The organism is Mycobacterium deserti (assembly GCF_025345615.1).
GTDB lineage: Bacteria > Actinomycetota > Actinomycetes > Mycobacteriales > Mycobacteriaceae > Mycobacterium > Mycobacterium deserti.
Genome location: NZ_JAODWD010000001.1, coordinates 336,391 through 360,918, shown reverse-complemented (window position 1 = coordinate 360,918; position 24,528 = coordinate 336,391). Strand labels below are relative to the sequence as shown.

Below are 24,528 nucleotides of genomic sequence, written 5' to 3'. Positions count from 1 at the left end.
CGATTACTTAGTAAGATATGTGACAGTATACTGTCTAACGAGCTGCGGCAGCTTTCTGACAGTTTTGTCAAAAACTTTGATAGCATTGGAGCACTGAGATTCCGCGTCCTGAAAGACGGTTCGATGACGACCTTGACTAGTTCGACGAAGACGACGCTGCCGAGCATGCTGCCGACGGGCTGGTTTCAAGTGGCTTGGAGCGCCGATATCGGAGACGGTGCGGTTGTTCCATTGCACTACTTCAATCGCGACCTCGTCGCTTTTCGGCAGTCCGGCGGGCAGGTCAGTGTCCTGGACGCACACTGCCAGCATCTCGGTGCGAGCCTTGCCCACGGCGGCTGCGTGGTCGACGACGGAATTCAATGCCCGTTCCATGGCTGGGTGTGGGACGGTGGCGGCCGAAACGTGCGCATCCCTTATGAGAAGCGGCCCAATAGGGGGCGCCGAATCCGGTCTTATCCCGTGGCGGAGATAAACGACTCGATCTACATCTGGCATGACGCCGCCGCCGATGCACCCGCGTGGGGGGCGCCGGATGGTTTCGAGGTTCTCGGTCAACACGTTTCGTCTCGCCGGTATCATCCGTTGTCCGCCGAGTGCCGGACCCGGTTCGAGAACGTGAAGGTGCACCCGCAGGTTATCGCCGAAAACGCCGTCGACCCACACCATTTCCGCTTCGTTCACCGAACCCCCATCAGCCCGACTGTGCTGCGCGAGGAACGTGACGACTCGACGTGGTCGGCCAAAGTCGGCTTCGGCAAGCGGTGGGCCGACGGTACCGATCGTCCGGACGAGACGCTGAACACCATCGAGATCTACTGGTCGGGCCTCGGCGTCAGTTTCAACGGCGAACACACGCGGGAAGGGATCCGCGTCATATCGATCTGCGCGACGCCGGTGGACGAGACGCGGTCGGACATCTTCGCCGGATACTGGATCAGCGACGAGGCCCCCGATGACTTCGCCCAGCGGCTGGCCGCAGCACAACTGGCTCTTCCGGACGACATCAGGATCTGGGAACATCAGGCATACATGGATTCACCGGCTCTGGCGCAGTCCGAGGCAGACGGCTTCGCTGCGCTGCGGGAGTGGGCGCGCGGTTTTTACCCCGACCCTGTCGGACAAGGTGTCTGAGGACGGGCATGAGGGTGCACGAAAATCTGACCGCACCCGGCTGACGATTCTCGATGCTGCGCGAATCGCTTTCGCCCGTAAAGGTTTTTCTGGTGTCACGATTCGCGACATCACTGATCTCGCGCGTGTGACCCGCGCGTCCTTCTACTACTACTTCCGCGATAAGACCGAGCTGTTCATTGAACTTGGAACCGCGACCTATCGCGAGGCAATGGGTGTCGTTGAAACGCTTGGCGCGCAGGGAGAACCGCCCACGCAACAGGCTATCGAGGAGTGGGTGGGTCGATACTTCGAGTATTTGGACCGCAACGGGGCATTCGTTGCCCGCTCGGAGGAGGACATGCCGCAGGATGCCGCCTTCCGGGCGGCTGTGGCGCGCTCACACCGCCGTGCGGCGACGGTGCTCGGCCGACGCATCGCCAAGATTGCTGCGACGCCCCCGAGGGCCGACGCAACGTCGACGGGCTTAGCCGTCATGGCGCTGCTCGAGCGGTCCTGGCTATTGGCTCGGCACAACAATGTCTCGACGATGCCACGTGATGAGGCTCGCGCCGCCGCGTCTGAACTCGTTTGGCGGACGGTGGATTACACCCTGCCCAATTGACGGATCCGTCAGAGCGTAGCCGTCTTCGGCCCGACTGTCGCGCAGATTGCGCCGACCAGTGTGTACACCCCGCCACAACCTCGTCCGGTCGACTCGTACGTGGTGCCCGGACGATAGGGGGTGAGAAAGACCTGCGCCGGAATCGAGCGCGATGCAAAACCACACTTGCCGTTGCCGGCATCTCCCTTGGGCGAGACGCATACCGTCATCGAGTTCGGGTTGATCGACCCGGTACAGGGGAAGGGGGCGAGCGACGCCGTCACCATCAGCACCCCCGAGACTGATACCAACGATGGTTCGGAGAGCGTGTAGACACATGACGGCTCGGGCGCCGGTTCGGTGGTCGGTTGCGCCGTTGCGGGCCCGGCACCGAGCGCGGTGACGGCCGCCGCGAGCATGCTGACGGTGAGGGTCAGACACCGAATCATGGTCCGATACTACAAGTGATCGCCCTCAGGGGAGGCCGTTCGTTGCGCTGGCCGTCCGCGGCGGACTCGTGCGACGGAGGGCCGAGGGCAGATTCGACCTACCGTGTTTGTCGGGACGACATATCGGCTCAATGACGTCTCTGGAGCGCGAGTGGAAAAGAGTGCGCGTCAGCACCCGGCCGATGAGACGGGTATCAGGCAAATGGTTAATCCGATAAATGGATAGATAATTTGCTTATTAGCCAGTAGCGCTGCCTCGCGCGTTGATTCTGACCATGTCCACACCATGCCGCGGGCGAATCCGATCGATCGTCACAAATCAGTCGGTTGACGCCGCGCGTGCGACTCAAATTTCTGGTGCCGTGGCGATAACGTCCTGGAGCGGCTGTTCTCGGTAGTCATTCGGCCGTCTGGCCGGGTGTCTCGTGGGGCACCTGACGAGGCGCAGCGCCGGTCGTCGGCCGTGACCCGCCTCCGAGCCGGCGGCGGCCGGTCGCGTTCGGAGCGCGGAATAAGGCAGCATTTGAGCGCTGATCGACCGGATGATTAAAGAGAATGAAGCGTTTCGATTGTCGATAGAATGGCGGAGTTTTAGGGGTTCTCTATTCACGCCGACAGCCATTTATTCGGCGGGATGAATCAAACGTGTGTTATTCACTGAAGGGTACCCACGCCTAATTCGAAAAATGGTCGCTCGCATTTGTACCCCAGCTGATTGCGCGTGGCTGTCGAACATGGCCGATTTATTGTCGTGAGCGTCAAGGGACCTGGACGCAGACCTGGGGTCGCGCAGGCCGAAACGCCTTGGCGGCTCTGTGACCTGTGGACCTGTGGTGATGCTGTACGGATCATCGGACGGTGCGCGATATAGTTAGCGCTTTTAGCGAACGCCACATCCCCGCCGGACCTTTCGGGTGGGGTTGCCGCAGCGGTTTGGGTCAAGCCCACGAGTTCTTCAGCGGCCGCCTCGCGAACTTATACAAAAGCCGGAGAATGTTGCTCGTTGCGAAAATCGTGGTGTACGGTTTCTCGGCAGTACTTGAGTTCAGTGGCCGCGGGTACTCGGAGGGAATCAGCTGTATATGCGAATGAGCACTGAGCATCGGAGTGGTCAGTAGTGGTCAACACGAGCGCTCTCGCCAAGCCGGTCCGATCGGTCGGTGACTTTTTCGCGATGTCGCTGGACACCTTCGTCCAGATGTTCCGCCCGCCGTGGGCGTGGCGGGAGTTCCTCCTGCAGACCTGGTTTGTGGCACGGGTGTCGATGTTCCCGACGATCATGTTGGCGATCCCCTTCACCGTGCTGACCGTCTTCACCATCAACATCCTTCTGGTAGAGATCGGTGCGGCTGACTTCTCCGGCACCGGCGCGGCGTTGGGCGCGGTAACTCAGATCGGTCCGATCGTCACGGTGCTGGTGATCGCGGGCGCTGGGGCGACGGCGATGTGCGCCGATCTCGGAGCACGCACGATTCGTGAGGAGATCGACGCGATGCGCGTGCTGGGTATCAACCCAGTGCAGGCGTTGGTGGTGCCGCGGGTATTAGCGGCCACGCTCGTCGGACTGATGCTGACGTCCATCGTCACCATGGTCGGGATCATCGGCAGCTTCGTCTTCTCGGTGTTCTTCCAGAACGTGACGCCGGGCGCCTTCGCCGCGGGGCTCACCTTCCTGGTGGGTCCCACCGAGGTGGCCATCAACTTGATTAAGGCCGCGATATTCGGGCTGGCAGCCAGCCTGATCGCTTGTTACAAAGGGCTTTCCGTAGGAGGCGGACCTCAGGGTGTGGGAGACGCGGTCAATGAAACCGTCGTCTACACGTTTATGGCGCTGTTCGTCATCAACGTCATCGCCACAGCCGTCGCGGTGAAAGCGACGTTCGGCCAATGAGTCAGGTAGCCACGTATAGCCCGCTACCGAAGGTGGCGGGCGCACTGCGGTCCGGGTATTACGGCTGGAATCGACTCGGTGAGCAGACTCAGTTCTACGTCCGCACCCTGCGGGGGACGTGGGACGTGTTCGTGCACTACCGAATCGAGCTGGTGAGGCTGATCGCGCAGATGAGCCTCGGCTCCGGTGCGCTCGCCGTAATCGGCGGCACCATAGTCATCGTGTCCTTCTTGACACTGTCGGCGGGTTCGTTGATCGGCATTCAGGGCTACACGCAGCTGCAGGAAGTTGGCGTTGAAGCACTGGGCGGTTTCATCTCGTCGTTTCTCAACGTCCGCCTGGTCGGACCTTTGGTCGCGGGCATTGGTCTGGCCGCCACGATCGGTGCCGGCGCGACGGCGCAACTCGGCGCCCAACGGATCAGCGAAGAGATCGATGCCCTGGAGGTCATGGGAATCCGGTCGGTGGCGTATCTGGCGTCGTCGCGAGTCATCGCCGGCGTGATCGTCGTCATCCCGCTGTACTGCATCGCCGTGCTTGCAGCGTTCCTCGCGACCCGCGTCGCCACCACGGCCATCTACGGCCAGTCGACGGGCGTCTACGACCATTACTTCAACACATTCCTCAACCCGCTCGACCTCGTATACTCGTTCCTGCAGGCGATTTCGATGGCAGTCGTGGTCATGCTCGTACACGTCTACTACGGCTACAACGCCTCAGGCGGTCCGGCAGGCGTAGGCGAGGCCGTCGGTCGCGCCGTGCGCGCATCGCTGGTGGCCGCCGTGTTCGTCACCCTGTTCGTCTCACTGGCCATCTATGGCCAGTCCGGCAACTTCAACCTTTCGGGGTAGCGAGATGGCACCTGCACGCCCCAAGCGGCGAGGCATCGAAGCGCGGATCACCCCGGCCGTCTGGACGTTGTTCCTCCTCGCGGCCGTCGGCGCCCTAATCGCGGTGACATCTGTCATGTTCGCCGGCACGTTCCGGTCATATGTCCCAGTCACTTTGACGTCCGATCGTGCTGGCCTGGTGATGGAATCGGGCGCCAAGGTAAAGCTCCACGGCGTCCAGGTGGGTCAGGTGACCACCATCAAGGGGGGGCAGAATCCCGCCACGCTGAAGCTGGAGATCTACCCGGACCAGGTCAAGTACATCCCGGCCAACATCGGCGCTGAGATTCGCGCCACAACAGCGTTCGGCGCCAAATACGTCAACCTGCTCTACCCGCGCGATCCGAGCCCGGATCGCCTCGTCTCTGGTCAAGTGATCCGATCACAGAACGTCAGCACTGAGGTCAACACCGTCTTTGAGAACCTGACGAACGTCCTCCACGAAATCGATCCACCCAAGTTGAACGGTGCGCTCACTGCGCTCGCTGAGGGCTTGCAGGGCCAAGGCGAGCGCATCGGTGAGGCGATCTCGGGCGGCACCGAGGTGCTCAAGGCCATCAATCCGCGCGCGGACACAATTCGGCGAGACTGGCAGGCGCTGAAGGGGTTCAGCGACACGTACAGCGCCGCAGCAGAAGACATACTCACGGTGCTGGATGCCGCCAGCACGACCAGCACCACCATCAGTGAGCACTCAAAGCAACTCGACGACCTCCTGCTGAGCGTTATCGGGTTGTCCCGCAGCGGTATCGACGTGCTTGCTCCCAGCAAGGACAACCTCGTGCGCGCGATCAACGTCCTCGAACCCACAACAAGCTTGCTGCTCAAGTACGACCCGCAGTTGACTTGCCTACTGCAGGGCGGCAAATTGGTCCTCGACGACTTCGTTCCGGTTACCGGCGGCGCCAACGGTTATTCGACGATCTTGGACGTCGCGTTGCTGTTCGGCGACGACTCCTACAGGTACCCCGATAATCTGCCGATCTACGGCGGCAAGGGCGGTCCCGGCGGCAAGCCCGGCTGCGGATCGCTGCCCGACGTTGCCAAGAACTGGCCAGTGCGTTACCTGGTGACGAACTCCGGTTGGGGCACGGGAGTCGACGTGCGACCCAATCCAGGCATCGGATTTCCCGGTTACGCCAACTACTTCCCCACCACTCGCGGAGTGCCGGAACCCCCGAGTATCCGGAACAGGAACGGCCCCGCGATCGGACCGGTTCCATATCCTGGCGCGCCGCCATACGGGGCACCGCAGTACGCACCTGACGGCACGCCGCTGTACCCGGGTCTGCCACCCGCGCCACCTCCCGGTGCGCCGCGCGACCCGAAGCCCGCCCCCGGTTCCGAACCGTATACGCCGCCGTTCCCGGCCCAGGTTCAACCGACTCCGTTGCCGCGGCCCTCGGCACCTAAGCCGCCGCCACCACCGCTTGAAGGGCCGCCACCGCCACCCCTCGGAGCTGAGGCGCCCGCACCGGCGCCGCCGCCATTGGAAGGGGCGCCACCGCCGCTGCCCGCAGAGGAGCCGGCACCATGAAAGACAACTTGGGTGGCGCCATCTGGCGGCTGGCCGTGTTCCTGACGCTGTGCACGTTCGGCATCTTCGCCATGTTCGCCATCTTCGGACAGATGCGATTCCAACCGGAGAAGACATACAACGCTGTATTCACCAACGTGACCGGGCTGGAGCCAGACCAGTTCGTCCGCGTCGCCGGCGTCGAAGTGGGAAAGGTCAAATCAATTCGGATACAGGATGATTCGACTGCGCTGGTCGAGTTCTCGGCCGAGGACTCGCTCGTCATGACCGAGGGCACCCGCGCCGTGATCCGGTATGACGATGTGATCGGTGGCCGCTACATGGCGCTCGATGAAGGCGCGGGCGGTACCAACAGGATCAACCCGGGCGACACCATCCCTGTTTCTCGGACTGCACCTGCGCTGGACCTGGACGCGTTGATCGGTGGTTTCAAACCTCTGTTCACGGCGCTCAATCCCGAGCAGGTGAACGCGCTGTCGGGCCAGTTGATCGCCGCCTTCCAGGGCCAGGGTGCGACGATCGGGTCGTTCCTTCGCACGACCGCCCAACTGACCAACACCCTGGCGGACCGCGACCGGTTGATCGGCGAGGTGATCAACAATCTCAACGTCGTCCTCAAATCGCTTGCAGATCAGGGGGATCAGTTCGGCAGGGCGGTGACGTCGCTCGATCAACTCGTCGACGGGCTCGAGGGACGCAAGCAGGACATCAGCAATTCGATTGCCTACACCAACGAAGCTGCGGGAGGCGTCGCCGAGCTGCTCGCCGAAGCACGGCCGCCGCTGCAGCGCGTCGTCGCCGAGACGGACCGCACCGCCGGCCTCGTCATGGCGGATAAGGACTACATGGAAAATCTGATCGACACGCTGCCTGACGCCTACAAGGTGCTCAACAGGCAGGGCCTCTACGGCGACTTCTTCAGCTTCTATCTGTGCGACCTCGTCCTGAAGTTGAACGGCAAAGGCGGACAACCGGTCTTCGTCAAGCTGGCGGGCCAATCGACGGGCAGGTGCACGCCACGATGAAAACCTTCGCCGAGCGGAACCCATTCGTCATCGGCGCCGTCGGTGTGGGCATCGTGGGCGCACTGGTCGTCGCCGCCCTCAACTATGACAAGCTGCCGTTCCTGGATTCGGACAAAACCTACACAGCGTATTTCGCGGAGGCCGGTGGTCTGATCCCCGGCTCGCCGGTCCAAGTCTCCGGGCTACGAGTTGGCAAGGTCGACACCATCGAGCTCGACGGCGCCCAGGTTCTGGTGACCTTCAATGTCGCCAAAGACATCCGGCTCGGCGATCGCACCGAGGCTGCGGTGAAAACCAAAAGCCTGCTGGGAGCGAAGGTCGTCGAAGTCACCCCCCGCGGCGACGGCCAGCAATCGGGTCCGATCCCGATCGACCGCACCCGTCCCGCTTACCAATTACCCGACGCGCTCGGTGACGTGACGGAGGCCATCAGCGGCCTGGACACCGATCAGCTCTCCGAATCCCTGGCCGTGCTGGCAGAGACGTTCGCCGACACTCCGCCGGACTTGAAGGTAGCGGTCGAAGGAATCGCGCGATTCTCGGAGACGCTGGACAAGCGTGATCAGGCCCTGCGGGATCTGCTCACCGACGCCAACAAGACCACAAGGGTGCTGTCCGAGCGCAGCGACCAGGTGGTGAACCTCGTGGTGAAGACGAATTCGCTACTGGCCCAGCTGCAGACGCAGAGCGCCGCGCTGGGCGCCATCTCCAACAACATCGCCGCCGTCACCCAGCAGATCAAGGGTTTCATCGGCGAGAACCGATCCACTTTGAAACCAGCACTGGAGAAGCTCAACGGGGTTCTGAAGCTCGTCAATGAGCGGAAGGATAAGGTCGCACAGGCGCTCGTCGGCCTCAACCGCTACGCCGCAGGCCTCGGCGAGTCGGTCGGCGGCGGCCCCTTCTTCAAGGCCTACGTGGTCAACCTGTTCCCGGGACAGTTCGTCCAGCCCTTCGTCGATGCGGCGTTCTCCGACCTTGGACTGGATCCCAACGTATTGGCGCCGTCGCAGCGCAGCGATCCACAAGTCGGCCAGCCGGGCACCCCGGCACTGCCGATTCCGCACCCGCGCACGGGCCAGGGCGGCGAGCCGCGCATGACGCTTCCCGACGCGATCACGGGCAATCCCGGCGATCAGGGCTGCGGTCCGCCCGGCGTACCCCTTCCCGGTCCTACCGGTTGTTACCCGTACCGGGAACCGCTGCCCGCGCCCCCACCCGGCGGGCCACCGCCAGGTCCCCCCGCGCAGTCGCCGCCGGGCGTCCGGCCGACGGACACGCCGCCGCTGCCCAACCTGTATCCCGCGCCGGGTCAGCAACCTCCGGTGACTGAAAACGCCGCGGTGCCGCCACCGCCCCCGGGTCCGCCGCAGGTGGGTCCGGGCGTCCCCGGCGTCGTCGGTCCCCCGGTGCCGCTCACCCCGGAAGGGGGTCAGTGATGAAGAAGAAGATCGCATTGGTGGCCGGGCTGGTGGTCATGCTGGTGGCGGGAATCCTCCTGGTGAGCGGGACGGCGGGCACCGTCAACCACACCCGCGTCACCGCGTACTTCGCCAACACCAACGGACTGTTCGAGGGCGACGACGTGTGGATTCTCGGCGTGCCTGTCGGCACGATCGACACGATCGAGCCGCAACCCGAGCGCGCGAAGGTGACGTTCTTCGTCGACCAGAAGTACAAGGTGCCCGCGGACGTCAACGCGGTGATCATGTCGCCGTCACTGGTTCCGGTGCGGGCCGTTCAGCTGACGCCCGCCTACACCGGCGGCCCGGTGCTCGCCGACAACTCCGTGATTCCGCAGGAACGCACGGCGGTGCCGGTCGAATTCGACGATTTCCGAGCCCAACTCGAGAGGCTGGCTGACACGCTGCAGCCGACGCAGCCCGGCGGCGTCAGCACATTGGGCGCCTTCATCAACACCGCGGCCGACAACCTTCGCGGCGAGGGCGTCAACATCAGAGATACTGTCATCAAGCTGTCGCAGGCGTTCTCGGCGCTCGGCGACAAAAGCACCGACCTGTTCAGCACCTTCAAAAATCTCTCGACCCTGGTCTCGGCACTACAAGACAGCCAAGACCTCCTGCGTCAGCTCAACGGCAATCTCGCCGGTGTGACCGGCCTGCTCGCCGACGATCCCGACGAGGTGGGTGAGGCGGTCGCGTCGATCAACGAGGTCGTCGGCGATCTCCAAAGCTTCCTGGCCGAGAACCGTGAAACCGTCGGCGCGACAACCGATGAGCTCGCGACGACGACGCAAGTGCTGGTCGATAATCTCGGCGAGCTCAAGCAGCTTCTGCATGTCGCCCCGAACTCGTTCCAGAACTTCCTCAACATCTACCAACCCGCGCAGGGCACACTGACCGGCATTCTGGGACTCAACAATTTCGCGAACACGATCCAGTTCATCTGCGGCGCCGTGCAGGCCGCCTCGCGGATGGGTGCCGAGCAGTCCGCGAAGCTGTGCGTTCAGTACCTCGCACCGATCATCAAGAACCGCCAATACAACTTTCCGCCACTGGGACTGAATCCGTTCGTAGGCGCGCAAGCTCGACCCAACGAGGTCACCTACAGCGAGGATTGGTTGCGGCCGGACTACATCCCGCCGCCCGCCGGCACCGCCGGTGCGCCGCAACCGCCCCTGCCGCCTGCAGGCAACGTCTTCACCCGATTCGGAGAGCCGGCTGCCAACCCGCCGGGCAATCCACCGTTCGTACCGACGATGCCCCCTCCTCCCGCTGGGCCGGTAGACCAGTCGGCATCAGGCCCGGCGCCCGTCGCAACCGATCCGAATGCCGGCTTGCACGGCATGATGGTTCCGCCGGTAGGTGGGCCATGATTCGGCAGAGGCGAATCGCAGCAGCTGCGCTCGCATTGGCAGCCGTGGCGGGGCTGTCAGGGTGTAGCCAATGGCGCGGCGCGAACTCGCTGCCGTTGCCAGGCACCGAAGGTGGGGGAGCGGGCTCCTACACCGTTCAGGCGCAGCTGCCCGACGTCGACAACATCGAGCGCAACTCCCGGGTCCGCGTCGGCGACGTCACGGTCGGCAATGTGACGAAGATCGAGCGGCAGGGCTGGAACGCGCTGGTGACGATGACGATCAACGGCGATGTGAATCTGCCGGCCAATGCGACCGCCGCGGTTGGCCAAACCAGCTTGCTCGGGTCGCTTCATATCGAATTGGCGCCGCCGACCGACGCCCCCTCCGAGGGCACGTTGAAGGACGGGGCGCTAATTCAGCTGGCCTCAGGGTCCATCTTCCCGAGCACCGAGCAGGCGCTGGCATCGGTGTCGCTGTTGCTGAACGGCGGCGGTATCGCCCAGGTCCAGGAGATCACCCGCGAACTGAGTACCGCTTTTCGCGGTCGCGAATCCGACTTGCGAAGCCTGATCGGCGAACTGGACACGTTCGTTACTTATCTCAACGACCAGACCGGCGACATCATCGCGGCCGCGGACAGCCTGAACAGGCTGGCCGGACAGGTTGCAGAACAGAAGCCGGTGGTGGACAAAGCGCTCAGGACCATCCCGCAGGCCCTCGACGTCCTCAGGAATCAGCGCGACACGCTGGCCGACGCACTCGACCAGCTGGGCAAGTTCGCGGCCCTTGCCGCCGACGTGACCAACCAGAGCAAAGACAATCTCGTCAAGAACCTGCAGAACATCGCGCCCGTGCTGAAATCGCTCGCCGACGCCGGTCCGGCCCTGACCCGCTCGCTGGACTTCTACACGACCTTTCCGTTCCCCAAACCCACGCTAACCAAATGGCTCCGGGGCGATTACGCGAATCTCACCGCCGTTGTCGACCTGACGCTGAGCCGACTCGACGCGTCATTCCTCACCGGCACCGCACTCGAGGGCGAGCTCACCGAGCTGGAGCTGCAGTGGGGCCGCACCATCGGCCAGATGCCCAGTCCCTACACGGCGCGTAACCCGCTCGTTGTGCCCTACCACTTCAATCAGGGGCCCTGACATGCGGATGACAAGGCGGGTCTGGATTCAGATCATCATCTTCTGCGTAGTGTCGCTGACCGCGCTGACGATCATGGGCCTGGGCTTCGTGCAGATCCCGAGTCTGGTATTCGGCGTCAACCGCTACTCGGTCACCGTCGAGTTGCCCGAGGCGGGCGGGCTGTACGAACGCAGTAATGTCACCTACCGCGGTACCGAGGTGGGCACGGTGAAGAAAGTCGCATTGACTGACACCGGCGTCGAGGCGGAGCTCATCCTCGATTCCGGCATCGCGATCCCGTCGGATCTCGATGTCGAGGTGCACAGCCAGAGCGCCGTCGGCGAGCAGTACATCGCGCTTTTGCCGAACAACGCCACATCGCCACCGTTGAAAGATGGCGATGTCATTGCGCGCAACCGGAGTTCGGTACCACCGGACATCAATGAACTGCTCAACGCGACCAATCGAGGACTCCAAGCGATTCCGCAGGACAACCTCAAGACCGCGGTCGACGAGGCATATACGGCCCTCGGCGGGCTGGGTCCTGAGCTGGCGCGCTTTTTCAAAGGTGGGTCCAACTTGGCGATCGACGCCACGGCCAATCTCGGCGACCTCACGAACCTGACCGACAACGTGGCGCCAATCCTCGAAACTCAGACCGACACCGCCGATTCCGTGCAGGCGTGGGCGGATCACCTGGGCACGGTCACCGACCAGCTGAGAACCAACGACGCCGCGGTACGCGGCACACTTCAGGGTGCTCCCAGAGCCGCCGACGAAATTCGTGCGCTCTTCGACAGGGTCAAACCAACACTGCCGGTGCTGCTGACGAACCTGGTCTCGGTGGGGGACGTCGCGCTGGCATATCAACCCAACATCGAATATCTGTTGGTTCTGTTGCCTACTGGTACAGAGGCTATCCAGGCTGTCGGTGTACCCAACCGCAACACCAAACAGGATTACAACGGCGCGTTCCTTTCTTTCAATCTCAACATCAACCTGCCGCCGACGTGTACCACTGGATTTCTTCCGGCCCAGCAGCAGCGAGGGGCGGCCCTGGAGGACTATCCACCACCGCCGGCGGACCCCGTGTACTGCCGGATCCCGCAGGATTCTTCGGTCAATGTGCGTGGGCAGCGCAATATTCCGTGCGTGACGAAGCCGGGCAAACGCGCGCCGACGGCCGCGATGTGTGAGAGTGACGAGGTCTACGTCCCGCTCAACGAGGGCTGGAACTGGAAGGGCGACCCGAACGCGACGACGACCGGTCAGCCTATCCCGCAGCCACCTCCGGGCAATCCTGGCTCGACCGGCATTCCGCCGGGCGGAACGGGACCGACGCAGGCTCTTCCGATCGCGGCTGCAGAATACGACCCGGCTACCGGCACCTACGTGGGTCCCGACGGCAAGGTCTATACACAGTCGAATCTGGCGCGCGACGGCGGCCCGGATAGCTGGCAGGACATGCTGACCCCGCCGGGTCGGTGATCGCTCAAGCTCTGGCGACGGCCCACTCGGAGATGAGAGCGTCTGCGGTGGTGAGTCGGCCAAGTACCGCAATAGTGTGGTCCAGCACCTGAATCCCGTATTCGACAGGCGTTCCGCCGACGACGTCGCGGGGGACGATGAGCTCGAAGCCGGCCTGGGTGATGTGGCCCGCGGTGATAGGCAGCGCGAGGTTCAGCGAAACACCCGCAAGCACAACCGTGTGCACACCCAGTCCTCGTAGAACCGGCAACAGCTCAGAGTCAATCGTCGGGAAGAGGCCGTGGTGCCGCGGCAACACCAGATCGGTCGGTCCCAAAAGATCTGGCAGCACCTGCGTTTCGGGGGAACGGGGCCTCCATGAAGCGGTCAGCGGTCCCAGTGTGCGCCAAAGGCGAGCGGTACCCGGATGCCCGCCACCCACGCTGCCCTCATATGTGGCGTGGACCACTCGCGCACCGTACCCGCGCGCGGCGTCGAGCAGACGGCGCAGGTTCGTGACTAGACCGGCACTGTCAGCGGCCAACTGAGGGAGCGCCGAGCCCGGTCCGAGAACTCCGTTCTGGCACTCCACGCAGAGGACCGCAACGTGGGCGAGTTCAGGGCTGCTCGGTGAGGGTGACATGGATCATCAGCGTATGCAACTTAAGACACAGATGTCAGGGAATCAACACCAAAACAGCTAGCATCGAATGCAATTCGTGACGAACCGTGATGCTCGGACCGTAGAATCGAGGTCATGCAGATCCGTGAGCACATCGGCTCCGGCAAGCCCGCCATCATCCTGTATCCATCCGGAACCACGGTCGACTTCGCCGAACTGGAGAGCCGCGCCAACCAGCTTGCACACTTCTTCCGGAAGGCGGGTCTGCGTGAGGGCGACACAGTCGCCGCGATCTTGGAGAACAACCAGCACGCGCATGCGGTGATGTGGGCGGCACGGCGGAGCGGCCTGTACTACACCCTGGTCAATACCCATCTCACGGCGTTGGAAGTGGCTTACATCGTAAACAACAGCGACGCAAAGGCGGTGATCGGGTCCCGGGCCACACGCGCGGTGTGCGAGGGACTTTCAGAGCTGGGGACCACGCCCGAAGGTGGGGCACCAACCGGGGAACTCCCGAAGCTGTTGATGATCGCCGACGACGACATGGACGGCTGGCAACGCTATCCGGAATGCGTTGCCGATCAACCGTCGGGGCCGATCGCCGATGAGTCAGAAGGTGATCTGCTGCAATATTCGTCGGGCACCACCGGCCGACCGAAAGGAATCCGCCGCGACCTCCCGCACGTCAGTCCTGCCGAGGCGCCAAACCTGTTGACTCCGCTGATGAATGCGGTCGGGATCACCGGCGAGGCCGTGTATTTGAGTCCGGCGCCCCTTTATCACACCGCGCCCGGGTTCTGGTCGATGGCGGTGCAGTCGCTGGGGGGCACAGTGGTCGTGATGGAGAGGTTCGATCCCGAGTCTGCGCTGGATTGCATTCAGCGTTACCGCGTCACCCATGGCCAGTTCGTTCCCGCGATGTTCGTGCGGATGCTCAAGATGCCTCTCGCCGTCCGTGATTCATACGATGTGTCCAGTCTCCAGCGAGTAGTGCATGCCGCTGCACCGTGTCCGGTCGACATCAAGAGGCAGATGATCGACTGGTGGGGTCCGATCATCGACGAGTACTACGCGTCCTCCGAGGCGGCGGGCGCGTCGTTCATCCGTGCCGATGAGTGGCTGACCCACCCGGGGTCCGTGGGCCGTCCGCTGGTGGGGATCCCCCACATTGTCGGTGAAGACGGTGAGGAGCTGCCGCCGGGCATGGTTGGCGAAATCTACTTCGACGGCGGCTATTCGTTCGAGTACCTCAGGGACCGGGCGAAGACGGAAGCGGCACGCGACTCGCACGGCTGGGTGACCGTCGGCGACATCGGTTACCTGGACGACGACGGCTTTCTGTTCCTGACAGACCGTCGGCACCACATGATCATTTCTGGTGGAGTGAACATTTATCCGCAAGAGGCTGAGGATCTGTTGGTGACCCATCCGAAGGTGCTCGACGCCGCGGTCTTCGGTGTTCCGGACGACGAGATGGGCCAGGCCGTCAAAGGCGTAGTGCAGACCGTCGATCAAGCCGACGCCACCCGAGCCTTCGGCGACGACCTACTGGTCTGGCTGCGAGAACGGATGGCGCACTACAAGTGCCCGCGCTCCATCTCGTTCGAGGTGGCGCTGCCGCGGACCGACACCGGAAAGCTCGTCAAGCGGGAACTCGTGGAGAAGTATTCCTCGTCCCCTGGAGGTCAGCCGTAGCGCAGAAGTAGAGATCCGAGCCCAAAAGTGTTGGCAGGGAAGATGATCTCTGGTACGCCGTCGGTGGCCAGCTCGAAATCGGGAACTCTCTTGAGCCACTCTTTGATGATCAGTGTGAGCTCCATGCGCGCCAGATGGGAGCCGAGGCAGCGGTGCGGCCCGCCGCCGAAACCCCAGTGCGGATGCACCTTCCCGTCCATCACCACATCATTGGCGGATATCGCGTCGCTGTCGTCGCGGTTGATCGCGCCAAGACACAGTCGCAGCCGCGTGTCTTCGGGGAATGTCACGCCGCCGATGGTCACTTCGCCGGTCGTGACGCGCGGCACTATCGGGGCCGGAGGTTCGAGTCGGACGATCTCCTCGACGAACACCCTGATGTCGTCCGGGTTCTCGCGCAGTTGCCGCCTCAATTCGGGATTGCGCGCCAGCTCCAGCATCGCGAATCCCATCGATGCGGTGACGGTGTCCAATCCGGCCAGCACGAACAGGAAGCTCAGCCCGATGGCCTCGGCATCGTCGAGTGGATCCTCTCCGGTGAGTACCTTCGACAACAGATCGTCGCCCGGATTGGCGCGTCGCTCGTTGATCGCCTCGGAGACATAGGTGACCAGTTCGAGAGCGGGGGTGAGATCGGCGCCCTCCATCGACGGGAGCTCCGAGAGAGCGATGACATTGTCCTTCCATGCGATCAGCCGGTCACGATCTTCCAAGGGAAGGCCGAACAGTGTCAGGAACACCTGTGACGGGTAGGGGATGGCGATATCGGCCATCACATCGCACTCGCCTTTGGATGCGGCGGCATCAATGATGTTGACAGCCTGTTTCTGCAGCGACGGCAGCATGTCCTTGAGCGTGTGCGGACTGAAGAACGGCTGCAGGATCTTTCGGAATCGGGTGTGCTCGGGAGGGTCGAATGAGATGGGTACCAGGGGCAGCGGGCTGCCGAGTTCATCAAAGGCCTTCTTCGACGAGAACATCCCCGGATCCCGTAACGCAGTGAGCACATCTTCGCGGTGTGTCAGGTAGTGCCAGCCGTCCGCATACACGACTGGGCCCAAATCCCGGACCACCTTCCACCCGACGCCGCGATCACCGGCCATGGGCAGCGCCGCCCAGTCCACTTCGGTCGCGCCGTCGATGATCGAATGCACGCTACTCACGAAACTTCCTCGCTCTCAGAACGCCGAACGATGCAGGCCACCGTCCACTTCAATCCAGGCCCCGGTGATGTAGCCGGCAGCCTCCGAACACAGATACGCGACCAGCGAAGCGATTTCGTGCGGTTTGCCCATCCGCGCCGCGGGCACCCGCGCCTGGCTCAGCATGAAGTCGCGGCGCGCCTCCTCAGTTGTCACGCCCAGGTTCTTCTCGATGTAGGCGTTCGCATTGTCGGTTTCGATCCACCCGGGCGCGACGGTGTTGACCGTGATGCCGTAGCGGGCGTATTCGTCGGACACTGTCTTGAGCAGACCAACGGTGGACGGCCGAGTGGCGTTTGCCACCGCATGATGGATATTGCCCGCAGGTTCCTTGGCGGTGCCCGACCCGATGTGCACAAAGCGACCCCAGCCCGCTTTCTGCATTGCCGGCAGCACTGACCGTAGAAGAAAAATCGAACTCATGGTGTACGCCTCGAACGACTCGCGATAGACGTTGAGATCATTGATGTCGGCGAAGTCACCCGGCCTTTGGTAGATGGCCTGACCGATCACGATCAGTGGCGCACCCAAGTCATTGCCGATCTGACGGACGGCATTCTGGATCTGCTCCTCGTGGCTGACATCAGCGCATACACCGACCGCCGTCCCCCCGTCGGCACGCAGGACGTCCACCGCTGCATCGACGTCGCTTTTGGTGCGGGCAAGCACTGCCACCGGGCAGCCCTGCGCAGCAAGTATTTTGGCGACTCCGAAACCCATGCCCTTGCTGCCGCCGACGATCAGAGCCGGCCTGCCCGCGATACCGTAGTCGATAGGCATTATCGGCGCACGTCCATGCCCGCGTCGACCTTGAGCACGCTGCCGGTGAACGAGCGGCCCTTGTCGGAGACGAGGAACAAGATGGCGTTGGTGACGTCCCGCGGTTCGATCACGGGGAGGTCCGGCAGCGCCGTCTGCATGGCGTTCACCAGGTGTGGCGTCTGTTCGATGACCTTGAACAGCGCGGGGTTCTCGGTGACCATCGGTGTCATACAATTGGTCGGCGCGACGGCGTTTACCCGAATACGATCCGGTGCAAGGAGATTGGCATAGGACTGCACCAAGCCGGTGATCGCGAGCTTCGACATGTTGTAGGCGTCGGAGCCGCCTCTGCCGTCAGTGACGTTCAGCAGGGCTGCCATTGAGCTGGTGGCGATCAGATTGCCGCCTTCGCCGCGCTTCTTGAGGTGGGGAATGGCGATCTGGAAAGTGTTCCACACGCCGATCAGCATGATGTCGATCCCGATCCGCAACGCTGCGTCAGCGTCGACCTCGTCGGGATTGGTCAGGATGACGCCCGCGTTGGCGATCACTGTGTCGATGTGGCCGAACTGCTGCACGCCGACGTCGAATGCCGTTTGCAGCGCGGCCCGGTCTCGGACGTCGGCCTTCTGAAAGACCATTTGCTGCCCCGTCTTCTCGACGAGGCGCGCCGTCTCCTCGAGTTCGTCGAACGTACCCAGCTTGTAGGGCGCGACGTCGAGGTCTTCGCAGATGTCGACACCGACGATGTCGGCACCCTCCTCGGCGAACATGACCGCGTGTGACCGGCCCTGTCCGCGGGCCGCTCCGGTGATGAAGACGACTCGGCCGTCAAGCAAGCCCATCGTGCAAATCCTCTCGTCGGGTGCCTCGATGCTACGCGGAGCCACTTGAATCATTCAACTATTTGTCTGTTTAGAGGGTCCCTAGCGGGGCCCGAACCTCTGAGCCCCGTCCAGCCGCATGACTTCGCCGTTCACGTACCCGTTCGACAGCAGGAACACGGCGGCGTCGGCGAACTCGTCAGGGGTGCCGAGCCGCTTGGGGAACGGCACATTGGCTGCGAACTTGGCGATCGCCTCTTCGCCGACCGACTCCATGATCGGCGTCTTCATCGTCCCGGGGGCGATGGTATTGACACGAATGCCGAGCGAGCTCAGGTCGCGCGCCGCCGCGATAGTCAAGCCGATGACGCCCGCCTTGGCGGCGGCGTAGGCGGATTGACCGATCTGGCCCTCATAACCCGCGATCGATGCGGTCAGGACGAGTGCACCGCGCTCGCCGCCTTCGTCCGCATCGGCGGCTGCGACAGACGCCGCTACCAAGCGCGCCATGTTGTAGGTGCCATTGAGATAAAGGTCGATGGTATTGGTGAACCCGCCGAAATCCGCAGGGCTGCCATCACGACCCACGATGCGCTGTGCGACTCCGAACCCGCCGTGTGCGACCACCGCGTAGCGCAATCGGCCGAGCTGATTGGCCTGCTCGATCGCGCGGTGGACGGAGTCCTCACTCGTTACATCGGTGCTGACGAACAAGGCCCGACTGCCCAACTCATCGGCCAGCGCCTTGCCGTTGTCCGCCGCAAGGTCCGCGATAACCACACCGAGGCCTTCGGCATGCAGCCGGCGCACGGCTGCTGCGCCGAGCCCGCCTGCACCGCCGCTGACAATGGCCGATGCACCCTCGAACTTCCCGATGACCACCCGTTCTCCTCCAGCTCAATTGATTCCGATTACGACACGTTGCCGACGACCAGGTCCCATGGCTCGACGGCGGCCAGCGCCATGCGGCCCAGTCGCCGCGCGTGACTCACCGTCGAGCCGTATTCGGCCGCCCAGCTTTGCGCGCGGGTGGTCACCGACCACAGCGCATGCTCGTCGGTGACACCGATGGCGCCGTGAAGCTGGTGAGCGATCGTCGTGACCGGTGTGACCGCACGACCGACCGCAACCCGCGCCGCGGTGACGGCGTAGTCGGTTGCAGACATGGTGAACCCGTAGTCGCTAGCTGCCGCGACGGCAAGACTGGTGACGGCGCGAGCACGTTCGATCTCCCCAGCCATCGCTGCAAGTGCATGCTGCACCGCCTGAAATTTGCTCAGCGGTCGCCCGAACTGGATCCGGTCTTGAGTGTGCGCCACCGACATCGCTGCAGCGGCATCTAGCGCACCGATGATCTGCATGCAGCGGCACCATGAACCGCGCAGAACCAGTTCGTCGGCGATCGCGGGATCGACGTCGGTCAGTTCGTCGGCCGCGACATCGAAGGTCAGCCGGTCACGTGGTTCGCCCGCGAGGTTATGGCCGTCCTCGACCCGCGCACCCTCGACGTCGAGGATCCCGACGCGCGCCGTACCCGCGCCGCGTGCCAGAAGCAGCACCGACGTGCTCGCCCTCGCCCACGGCACGTCCGTCGCCGTCCCGGCGATTCGGCCGACCGAGTCGCCGGGATCGGCGATGGCGACGGTGAGCGGCCCCGCTGGCAGGTCGAGCCCGACTGTGTGGCCCAGCCATGCTGCCAGAGCGTCTGTTTCGGCTATCGGAACCGCGCCGGCATGCCGGGCGATGCCGCGCAGTACGACGGCGAGCTGTTCGGGTCCCGCGCCCAGATCCGGCGTACTCGTCAGCCGCGCCAGACCGGTCTCATCGAGGTTGCGCCAGAGGTCATCGTCGAATTGCTCGGGCACGCGGCGCGAACCCAGTCGGGCATCGAAGGACTGCCGGCCGATGTCGTCGACGAGACGGCGAAGCTCGGCGTTGTCGTCGTCGACCGGTCCGGTGTCGAACACGCCACCCGAAAGTGCGCTCATCGCAATCCCATACCGCGCGCGACCACACCGCGCAACACCTCGTTGGTACCGCCGCGGAGAGTGAACACCGGCTTGTGTAGTCGCGCGGTGGTCAGCAGTTCGGCCAGTTCCGGCGTCGCGGGCACCCTGTCGACGAGGTCGGCGACGACCTCGATCGAGTCCTGCTCGAAACGGGTGCCGAGATCCTTGACCAGAGCCGCCTGGTTGGCTGCGTCCGCGTGATCGGTGAGCATCCGGGCCACCCAGACCGAGAGCTGACGTAACGAGATCAACCGTGCCAGAAGGTCGCCCACACCTTCGGCAGTGCGGTCATCGGGCGTCGGTCCGGAGCTCAGGACCCGGATCGCGGCGACGATCAGCGGAGCGGTGGACAGCAGTCGCTCGGGACCGCTGCGCTCGAAAGACAGCTCGGAGGTGACTTGGTGCCAGCCGTTGCCGACTTCGCCTAGCACGTCAACGTCGGGCACGAGCACGTCGTTGAACGTGACCTCGTTGAAGTGATGTTCGCCGTTCATCAGCCGGATCGGTTCGATGCGCACACCCTCGGCATCGCACGGCACGATGAACTGGCTGAAACCGGCGTGCCGATGGTCGGGATCCGGCGGGCTCGTCCTGGTCAGCACAACAACCTGATGGGCAAGGTGAGCGCCGCTGGTCCACACCTTGGTGCCGCTGAGCAGCCAGCCGCCGTCGGTCCTGGTCGCCTTTGTCTGTACCGCGGCGAGGTCGGATCCCGCGGTGTGCTCGCTCATTCCGATCGACGAGAAGTACCGACCCGCGGCGATGCGTGGCAGCAGCCGTTCGCGTTGTTCGTCGGTGCCGTAGGCCAACAGGCCTGGGGCGACTTGGCGGTCGGCGACCCAGTGGGCGGCAACCGGCGCGCCTACGCCGAGTAATTCCTCGGTGACCACGTACCGATGCAGGTGGTTGAGTCCCTGGCCGCCGTACTGCTTCGGGATGATCATGCCGACGAATCCGGCGTCGCCGAGGCGTGCGCTGAAGTCTTGGTCCCATTGGCCCAGCCATGAGTCGACGGCGGGGCGCCAGCCGTGCTCGGCCCGGTCGGCGTGCAGAAATTCGCGTATCGAGGCCCGCAGCCTTCCCAGCTCGGGCTCGTTCGCGCTCAAGGCGGCAAAGGAGGTCACGGTGATTCAACCTCGAATCTTGGGCAGCGGTGTCGAGGGGAGGTAAAAGTTCGGTGTCAGATCTTCCTCGCTGGCAGCCAGGCGGTAGGAGGACAGGTCGTCTACGCCTTCTCCACGCAGCACCTCTTCGTCGCTGTAGAAGTTGCCCGTACACACGGCCGCGGGGCGGGTGACCAGGGTGACCACCGCCTCTGCCATGATGCGCGGATCGCGGGCCTGAGCACGGACCGTGTCCTCGCCCATCGCGACGATCATGCCGGTGCTTGCGACGGTGGTGGCCGGCCACAGCGAGTTCACCGCGATTGGGATCGAGGCGAACTCGGCTGACCAACCCAGCGTCAGAAGACTTTCCGCGTACTTCCCCACGGTGTGGCCAACGTGTGCGCCCACCCACGACGGGTCGAGGTTCAACGGCGGCGACACATTGACGATGTGCGCGTTGTCCGACTGACGCAGGTAGGGCAGCGCTGACTGCACGACCGCGAACGGCCCCTCGACGTTGATCTCGAGCAACTTGCGGAAGTTCTTGGGCGGCAGCTTCTGTGTGGAGCGTAGATCCAGCGCACCCGCGTTATTGATCACGACGTCTATGCCACCGAATGCGTCGGCGATCTCGGCTACCGCCGAGGCGGTCACATCGGCGTCGCGGATATCACAGACGACTGACAGCGCCTGCCCGCCCGCCTCGCGCACAGCCTGTGCCGTTTCGCCCAGGGTCCCGGCGATCTTGGAGTTGGGCGTGTCGGTCTTGGCGAGCAGGCCAACGCGGGCGCCGTCCGCGGCGGCGCGTACGGCGATCTCCCGCCCGATGCCGCGACTGGCGCCGGTGACGATGACGACGCAGTCGCGCAGGGTGCGCGGCGTGGACTCAGCCACAGTGTTGTCTCCTTGCCCCATCGTTGGATCGCTTGTGCCGAATGCTATAACTATATAGCTTATTGACCAATCCGAGTTCGGGCCCTATCGGCCCAGCGAAGCGAGATGACGTGACCTCAATCGTGTCGATCGGGACATACCTGCCGCCATGGACCTCGGGGACATCGGGCGGTAAGCGTCGCGTCAAGGGACCCGACGAGGATGCGCTCACGATGGCCGTGGCCGCAGGTCGGGCCGCCGATTCGGCGGCCATAGCGCGGCGCGTCGTGCACGTCTCGCGGAATTTCCCGCTCGTCGAGGGTGGTAACGGCGCCGTGCTGCTCGCGGCGCTCGGATTGCCGGGGGACGTTCCCGTCACCGAGGTGCTCGGCGGCGCGCCCGCCGTACTGGATCAGATTGTCGACGCCAGCCCCGGCACGCTCGTGATCGGGTCCGACGACAACGACACCGCCGTCGGCGCGGCCGCGGTGCTCACCGGCGAGGGGGGTGCCGACGTGACGGCCAGGGGGCGCCGGAGCCGAAGCCTGCCGTTGGTGGCCCGTCGCGACGATGGAACCCGTTCCAACTACCCGGACCCTCGGCTGCAACGGGAGGTCGGTTTCCTGGGGACACTGGCGAAGCTCGAGCTGGAAGCAGGGGCCGTGGCCGGCGTCGTCGGCGTGCCCGCGAAACAACTCGGCCGTGTCTTCGACACGTCGAGCGCCATCGAGGAGCCGGCGTCCAGCGCTGCCGGAGTGATACGGGTCCTCGCCGGAGCAATCGAGCAGGCCGGACTGCTGCTCGCGGTGGAGCAGGCCGCGATGAGCGTGGCCGAGATCGCCCCGGGCGACACCCGGATCACGCGCGATGAGGTCGAACCCCGGGAACTGCCGAAGTTCACCACGGCGGAAGGTGTCGGCATCCCGATCTCGATGCCGGCCTACAGTCGCGCGTTCGAGCCGAAGATCCGCTGGGAGGCTGCTGTTTTCGACGAGCGACCAGGCATCGATTCGGCACCCCAATTCCCGCCACGGGCGCGGGTGGACGATTCCGGCACACTGGCCGGCGACTATCGCCTCGAACCACTGCCGCGCACCGGCACCGTCTACACCCATACGACCATTCGCATTCCGGTGCCCGACTTGCCGAGCCCGTACTCGCTGGCAGTCGTACAGCTCGACGGCAGCCCGGTCCGGGCATTGATGAAGGTCACCGGTGTACCGGCGGGCGAGGCGGCAATCGGGCAGGCCGGGGCCGTGGTGTTGCGCAGGATTGCGATCCGTTCGGGCATACCCGATTACGGGTATGCGTTCTGGCCGGGCCGCAATGCAGAAGGAGTTCTCACGTGAGGAACGTTGCCATCGTCGGCGCGGGAATGACGCCGTTCGCGGAGCATTTCGAACTCGGCCTGAAGGATCTGGTGCCGATGGCGTATGCCGAGGCGGTCGCGGGCGTCGACAAGGGCATCACGAAATCCGAGATCGAAGCCGCGTGGTTCGGCGAGCTGTCCACCACCGACGGCTTCCCGTCCGGCATTCTGGCCGACACCCTGGATCTCACCGAAATTCCCGTGACTCGAATCGAAAATGCCTGTGCGACGGGCAATGACGCGATTCGCAACGGCACCATGGCCATCGCGTCCGGCTTGTATGACGTTGTACTCGTGGTGGGCGCCGACAAGGTCCGCGAGACGTCGTCGACGACGACGTTCTGGGACTGGGCGGCCATGACACGCGACAACGCATGGGACTATCCGCTGGGGCTGGTTGCTCCTGCGAACTTCGCGCTGCACGTGATCCGCTACCTGCACGAGTCGCCGGCGACGAAGGAGCACATGGCGATGGTGGCGGTGAAGAATCATTTCCACGCCCTGAAGAACCCGAAGGCACAACTGCGGTATGAGATCACCGTCGAGCAGGCGCTGGCCGCCCCGATCGTGGTCGAGCCCTTCGGTCTGTATGACTGCACGCCACAGAGCGATGGTGCCGCCGCGGTCATCCTGGCCGCCGAAGACGTAGTGGACCGGTACACCGATCGGCCGGTGTGGGTGCGCGGTGTCGGTTTGGGCATGGATCGCGTGATGCATCAACACAAATCGGATATGACGACCTTCCCGCCCACGGTGCGCGCCGCGAAGTCCGCTATGAAAATGGCGGGTTTGACACCACGTGACATCGATGTCGCCGAGGTGCACGACTGCTTCACCGGCGTCGAACTGATCAGTTACGAGGACCTGGGATTCGCCAACCGCTTCGAGGCGTACAAGCTGGTCGAAGGCCGCGAACACTATGTCGGCGGATCGATACCGATCAATCCCAGCGGTGGGTTGAAGGCCAAGGGGCATCCGCCGGGGGCAACCGGGGTGGCGCAGTGTTACGAACTGTTCAACCAGCTTCGCGGTCAGGCCGAGAATCAAGTAGACGGCGCCCGGGTTGCCCTAGCGCACAACATCGGTGGTCCTACCGCGGTATCAGCGGTCACCATTCTTTCCAGCGACAAGAATTAGG

General features: G+C 63.9%; 22 protein-coding genes. 13 read left to right on the top strand and 9 right to left on the bottom strand.

Annotation, left to right across the window (positions count from 1 at the left end; all coding sequences use genetic code 11):
• Positions 1-123: 123 nt before the first annotated feature.
• Both N4S67_RS01795 and N4S67_RS01790 read left to right on the top strand, forming a co-directional pair.
• Positions 124-1,134: a Rieske (2Fe-2S) protein gene (locus tag N4S67_RS01795; RefSeq protein WP_260991223.1), complete on the top strand. Its 1,011-nt coding sequence runs from the start codon at positions 124-126 to the stop codon at positions 1,132-1,134.
• The gene (locus N4S67_RS01790; protein WP_260991222.1) at positions 1,127-1,738 is read left to right on the top strand and encodes a TetR/AcrR family transcriptional regulator; all 612 of its coding nucleotides are present in this window, start codon (positions 1,127-1,129) and stop codon (positions 1,736-1,738) included. Before N4S67_RS01795 ends, N4S67_RS01790 begins: the two co-directional genes overlap by 8 nt.
• An 8-nt stretch (positions 1,739-1,746) precedes the next feature.
• Here the strand turns inward: N4S67_RS01790 and N4S67_RS01785 are convergent, their stop codons facing one another.
• Positions 1,747-2,166, bottom strand: coding sequence for a hypothetical protein (locus tag N4S67_RS01785; RefSeq protein WP_260991221.1), 420 nt, complete (start codon positions 2,164-2,166; stop codon positions 1,747-1,749).
• A gap of 1,117 nt (positions 2,167-3,283) precedes the next feature.
• On the opposite strand from N4S67_RS01785, the gene N4S67_RS01780 reads away from it, so the two are divergent.
• Genes N4S67_RS01780 through N4S67_RS01745 form a run of 8 tightly spaced genes read left to right on the top strand, consistent with a single transcriptional unit; the run spans position 3,284 to position 12,946 of the window.
• A complete protein-coding gene (locus tag N4S67_RS01780; protein ID WP_260991220.1) occupies positions 3,284-4,057 on the top strand; it encodes an MlaE family ABC transporter permease in 774 nt (257 codons plus the stop codon).
• Positions 4,054-4,908, top strand: a complete 855-nt coding sequence (locus N4S67_RS01775) for an ABC transporter permease (protein ID WP_260991219.1) — start codon at positions 4,054-4,056, stop codon at positions 4,906-4,908. Before N4S67_RS01780 ends, N4S67_RS01775 begins: the two co-directional genes overlap by 4 nt.
• Before the next feature lie 4 nt (positions 4,909-4,912).
• Complete coding sequence (locus N4S67_RS01770) at positions 4,913-6,484, top strand: MCE family protein (protein ID WP_260991218.1); 1,572 nt, start codon at positions 4,913-4,915, stop codon at positions 6,482-6,484.
• Positions 6,481-7,509: an MCE family protein gene (locus N4S67_RS01765; RefSeq protein WP_260991217.1), complete on the top strand. Its 1,029-nt coding sequence runs from the start codon at positions 6,481-6,483 to the stop codon at positions 7,507-7,509. The genes N4S67_RS01770 and N4S67_RS01765 overlap by 4 nt, the downstream gene beginning before the upstream one ends.
• Positions 7,506-8,948, top strand: a complete 1,443-nt coding sequence (locus N4S67_RS01760; protein WP_260991216.1) for an MCE family protein — start codon at positions 7,506-7,508, stop codon at positions 8,946-8,948. Before N4S67_RS01765 ends, N4S67_RS01760 begins: the two co-directional genes overlap by 4 nt.
• Positions 8,948-10,345, top strand: a complete 1,398-nt coding sequence (locus N4S67_RS01755; RefSeq protein ID WP_260991215.1) for an MCE family protein — start codon at positions 8,948-8,950, stop codon at positions 10,343-10,345. Before N4S67_RS01760 ends, N4S67_RS01755 begins: the two co-directional genes overlap by 1 nt.
• Positions 10,342-11,478 carry an MCE family protein gene (locus N4S67_RS01750; protein WP_260991214.1) on the top strand — a complete coding sequence of 379 codons (1,137 nt, stop codon included), beginning with the start codon at positions 10,342-10,344 and terminating at the stop codon, positions 11,476-11,478. Before N4S67_RS01755 ends, N4S67_RS01750 begins: the two co-directional genes overlap by 4 nt.
• A gap of 1 nt (position 11,479) precedes the next feature.
• Positions 11,480-12,946 carry an MCE family protein gene (locus N4S67_RS01745; protein ID WP_260991213.1) on the top strand — a complete coding sequence of 489 codons (1,467 nt, stop codon included), beginning with the start codon at positions 11,480-11,482 and terminating at the stop codon, positions 12,944-12,946.
• A gap of 4 nt (positions 12,947-12,950) precedes the next feature.
• On the opposite strand, the gene N4S67_RS01740 is transcribed toward N4S67_RS01745, so the two are convergent.
• Positions 12,951-13,568: a cysteine hydrolase gene (locus N4S67_RS01740; protein ID WP_260991212.1), complete on the bottom strand. Its 618-nt coding sequence runs from the start codon at positions 13,566-13,568 to the stop codon at positions 12,951-12,953.
• Between the two features lie 114 nt (positions 13,569-13,682).
• Between N4S67_RS01740 and fadD4 the strand changes: the two genes are divergently transcribed.
• The gene (gene fadD4 / locus N4S67_RS01735; RefSeq protein WP_260991211.1) at positions 13,683-15,245 is read left to right on the top strand and encodes a fatty-acid--CoA ligase FadD4; all 1,563 of its coding nucleotides are present in this window, start codon (positions 13,683-13,685) and stop codon (positions 15,243-15,245) included.
• Here fadD4 and N4S67_RS01730 read toward each other — a convergent pair.
• From N4S67_RS01730 to N4S67_RS01700, 7 genes are all read right to left on the bottom strand, one after another.
• Positions 15,236-16,348 (bottom strand): cytochrome P450, encoded by a 1,113-nt coding sequence (locus N4S67_RS01730; protein WP_260992010.1) that lies wholly within the window; start codon positions 16,346-16,348, stop codon positions 15,236-15,238. The genes fadD4 and N4S67_RS01730 overlap by 10 nt on opposite strands.
• 75 nt (positions 16,349-16,423) lie before the next feature.
• Positions 16,424-17,227: an SDR family oxidoreductase gene (locus tag N4S67_RS01725; protein WP_260991210.1), complete on the bottom strand. Its 804-nt coding sequence runs from the start codon at positions 17,225-17,227 to the stop codon at positions 16,424-16,426.
• Positions 17,227-18,054 carry a mycofactocin-coupled SDR family oxidoreductase gene (locus N4S67_RS01720; RefSeq protein WP_260991209.1) on the bottom strand — a complete coding sequence of 276 codons (828 nt, stop codon included), beginning with the start codon at positions 18,052-18,054 and terminating at the stop codon, positions 17,227-17,229. The genes N4S67_RS01725 and N4S67_RS01720 overlap by 1 nt, the downstream gene beginning before the upstream one ends.
• Positions 18,055-18,135: 81 nt before the next feature.
• Positions 18,136-18,915, bottom strand: coding sequence for an SDR family oxidoreductase (locus N4S67_RS01715; protein WP_260991208.1), 780 nt, complete (start codon positions 18,913-18,915; stop codon positions 18,136-18,138).
• A gap of 29 nt (positions 18,916-18,944) precedes the next feature.
• Positions 18,945-20,021 carry an acyl-CoA dehydrogenase family protein gene (locus N4S67_RS01710; RefSeq protein WP_260991207.1) on the bottom strand — a complete coding sequence of 359 codons (1,077 nt, stop codon included), beginning with the start codon at positions 20,019-20,021 and terminating at the stop codon, positions 18,945-18,947.
• On the bottom strand, positions 20,018-21,166 hold the full coding sequence (locus N4S67_RS01705) for an acyl-CoA dehydrogenase family protein (protein ID WP_260991206.1): 1,149 nt from the start codon (positions 21,164-21,166) through the stop codon (positions 20,018-20,020). Before N4S67_RS01705 ends, N4S67_RS01710 begins: the two co-directional genes overlap by 4 nt.
• 6 nt (positions 21,167-21,172) lie before the next feature.
• A complete protein-coding gene (locus N4S67_RS01700; RefSeq protein WP_260991205.1) occupies positions 21,173-22,042 on the bottom strand; it encodes an SDR family oxidoreductase in 870 nt (289 codons plus the stop codon).
• Between the two features lie 110 nt (positions 22,043-22,152).
• On the opposite strand from N4S67_RS01700, the gene N4S67_RS01695 reads away from it, so the two are divergent.
• Positions 22,153-23,370, top strand: a complete 1,218-nt coding sequence (locus N4S67_RS01695) for a Zn-ribbon domain-containing OB-fold protein (RefSeq protein ID WP_260991204.1) — start codon at positions 22,153-22,155, stop codon at positions 23,368-23,370.
• Positions 23,367-24,527 carry a thiolase C-terminal domain-containing protein gene (locus N4S67_RS01690; protein ID WP_260991203.1) on the top strand — a complete coding sequence of 387 codons (1,161 nt, stop codon included), beginning with the start codon at positions 23,367-23,369 and terminating at the stop codon, positions 24,525-24,527. The genes N4S67_RS01695 and N4S67_RS01690 overlap by 4 nt, the downstream gene beginning before the upstream one ends.
• Position 24,528: the final 1 nt, after the last annotated feature.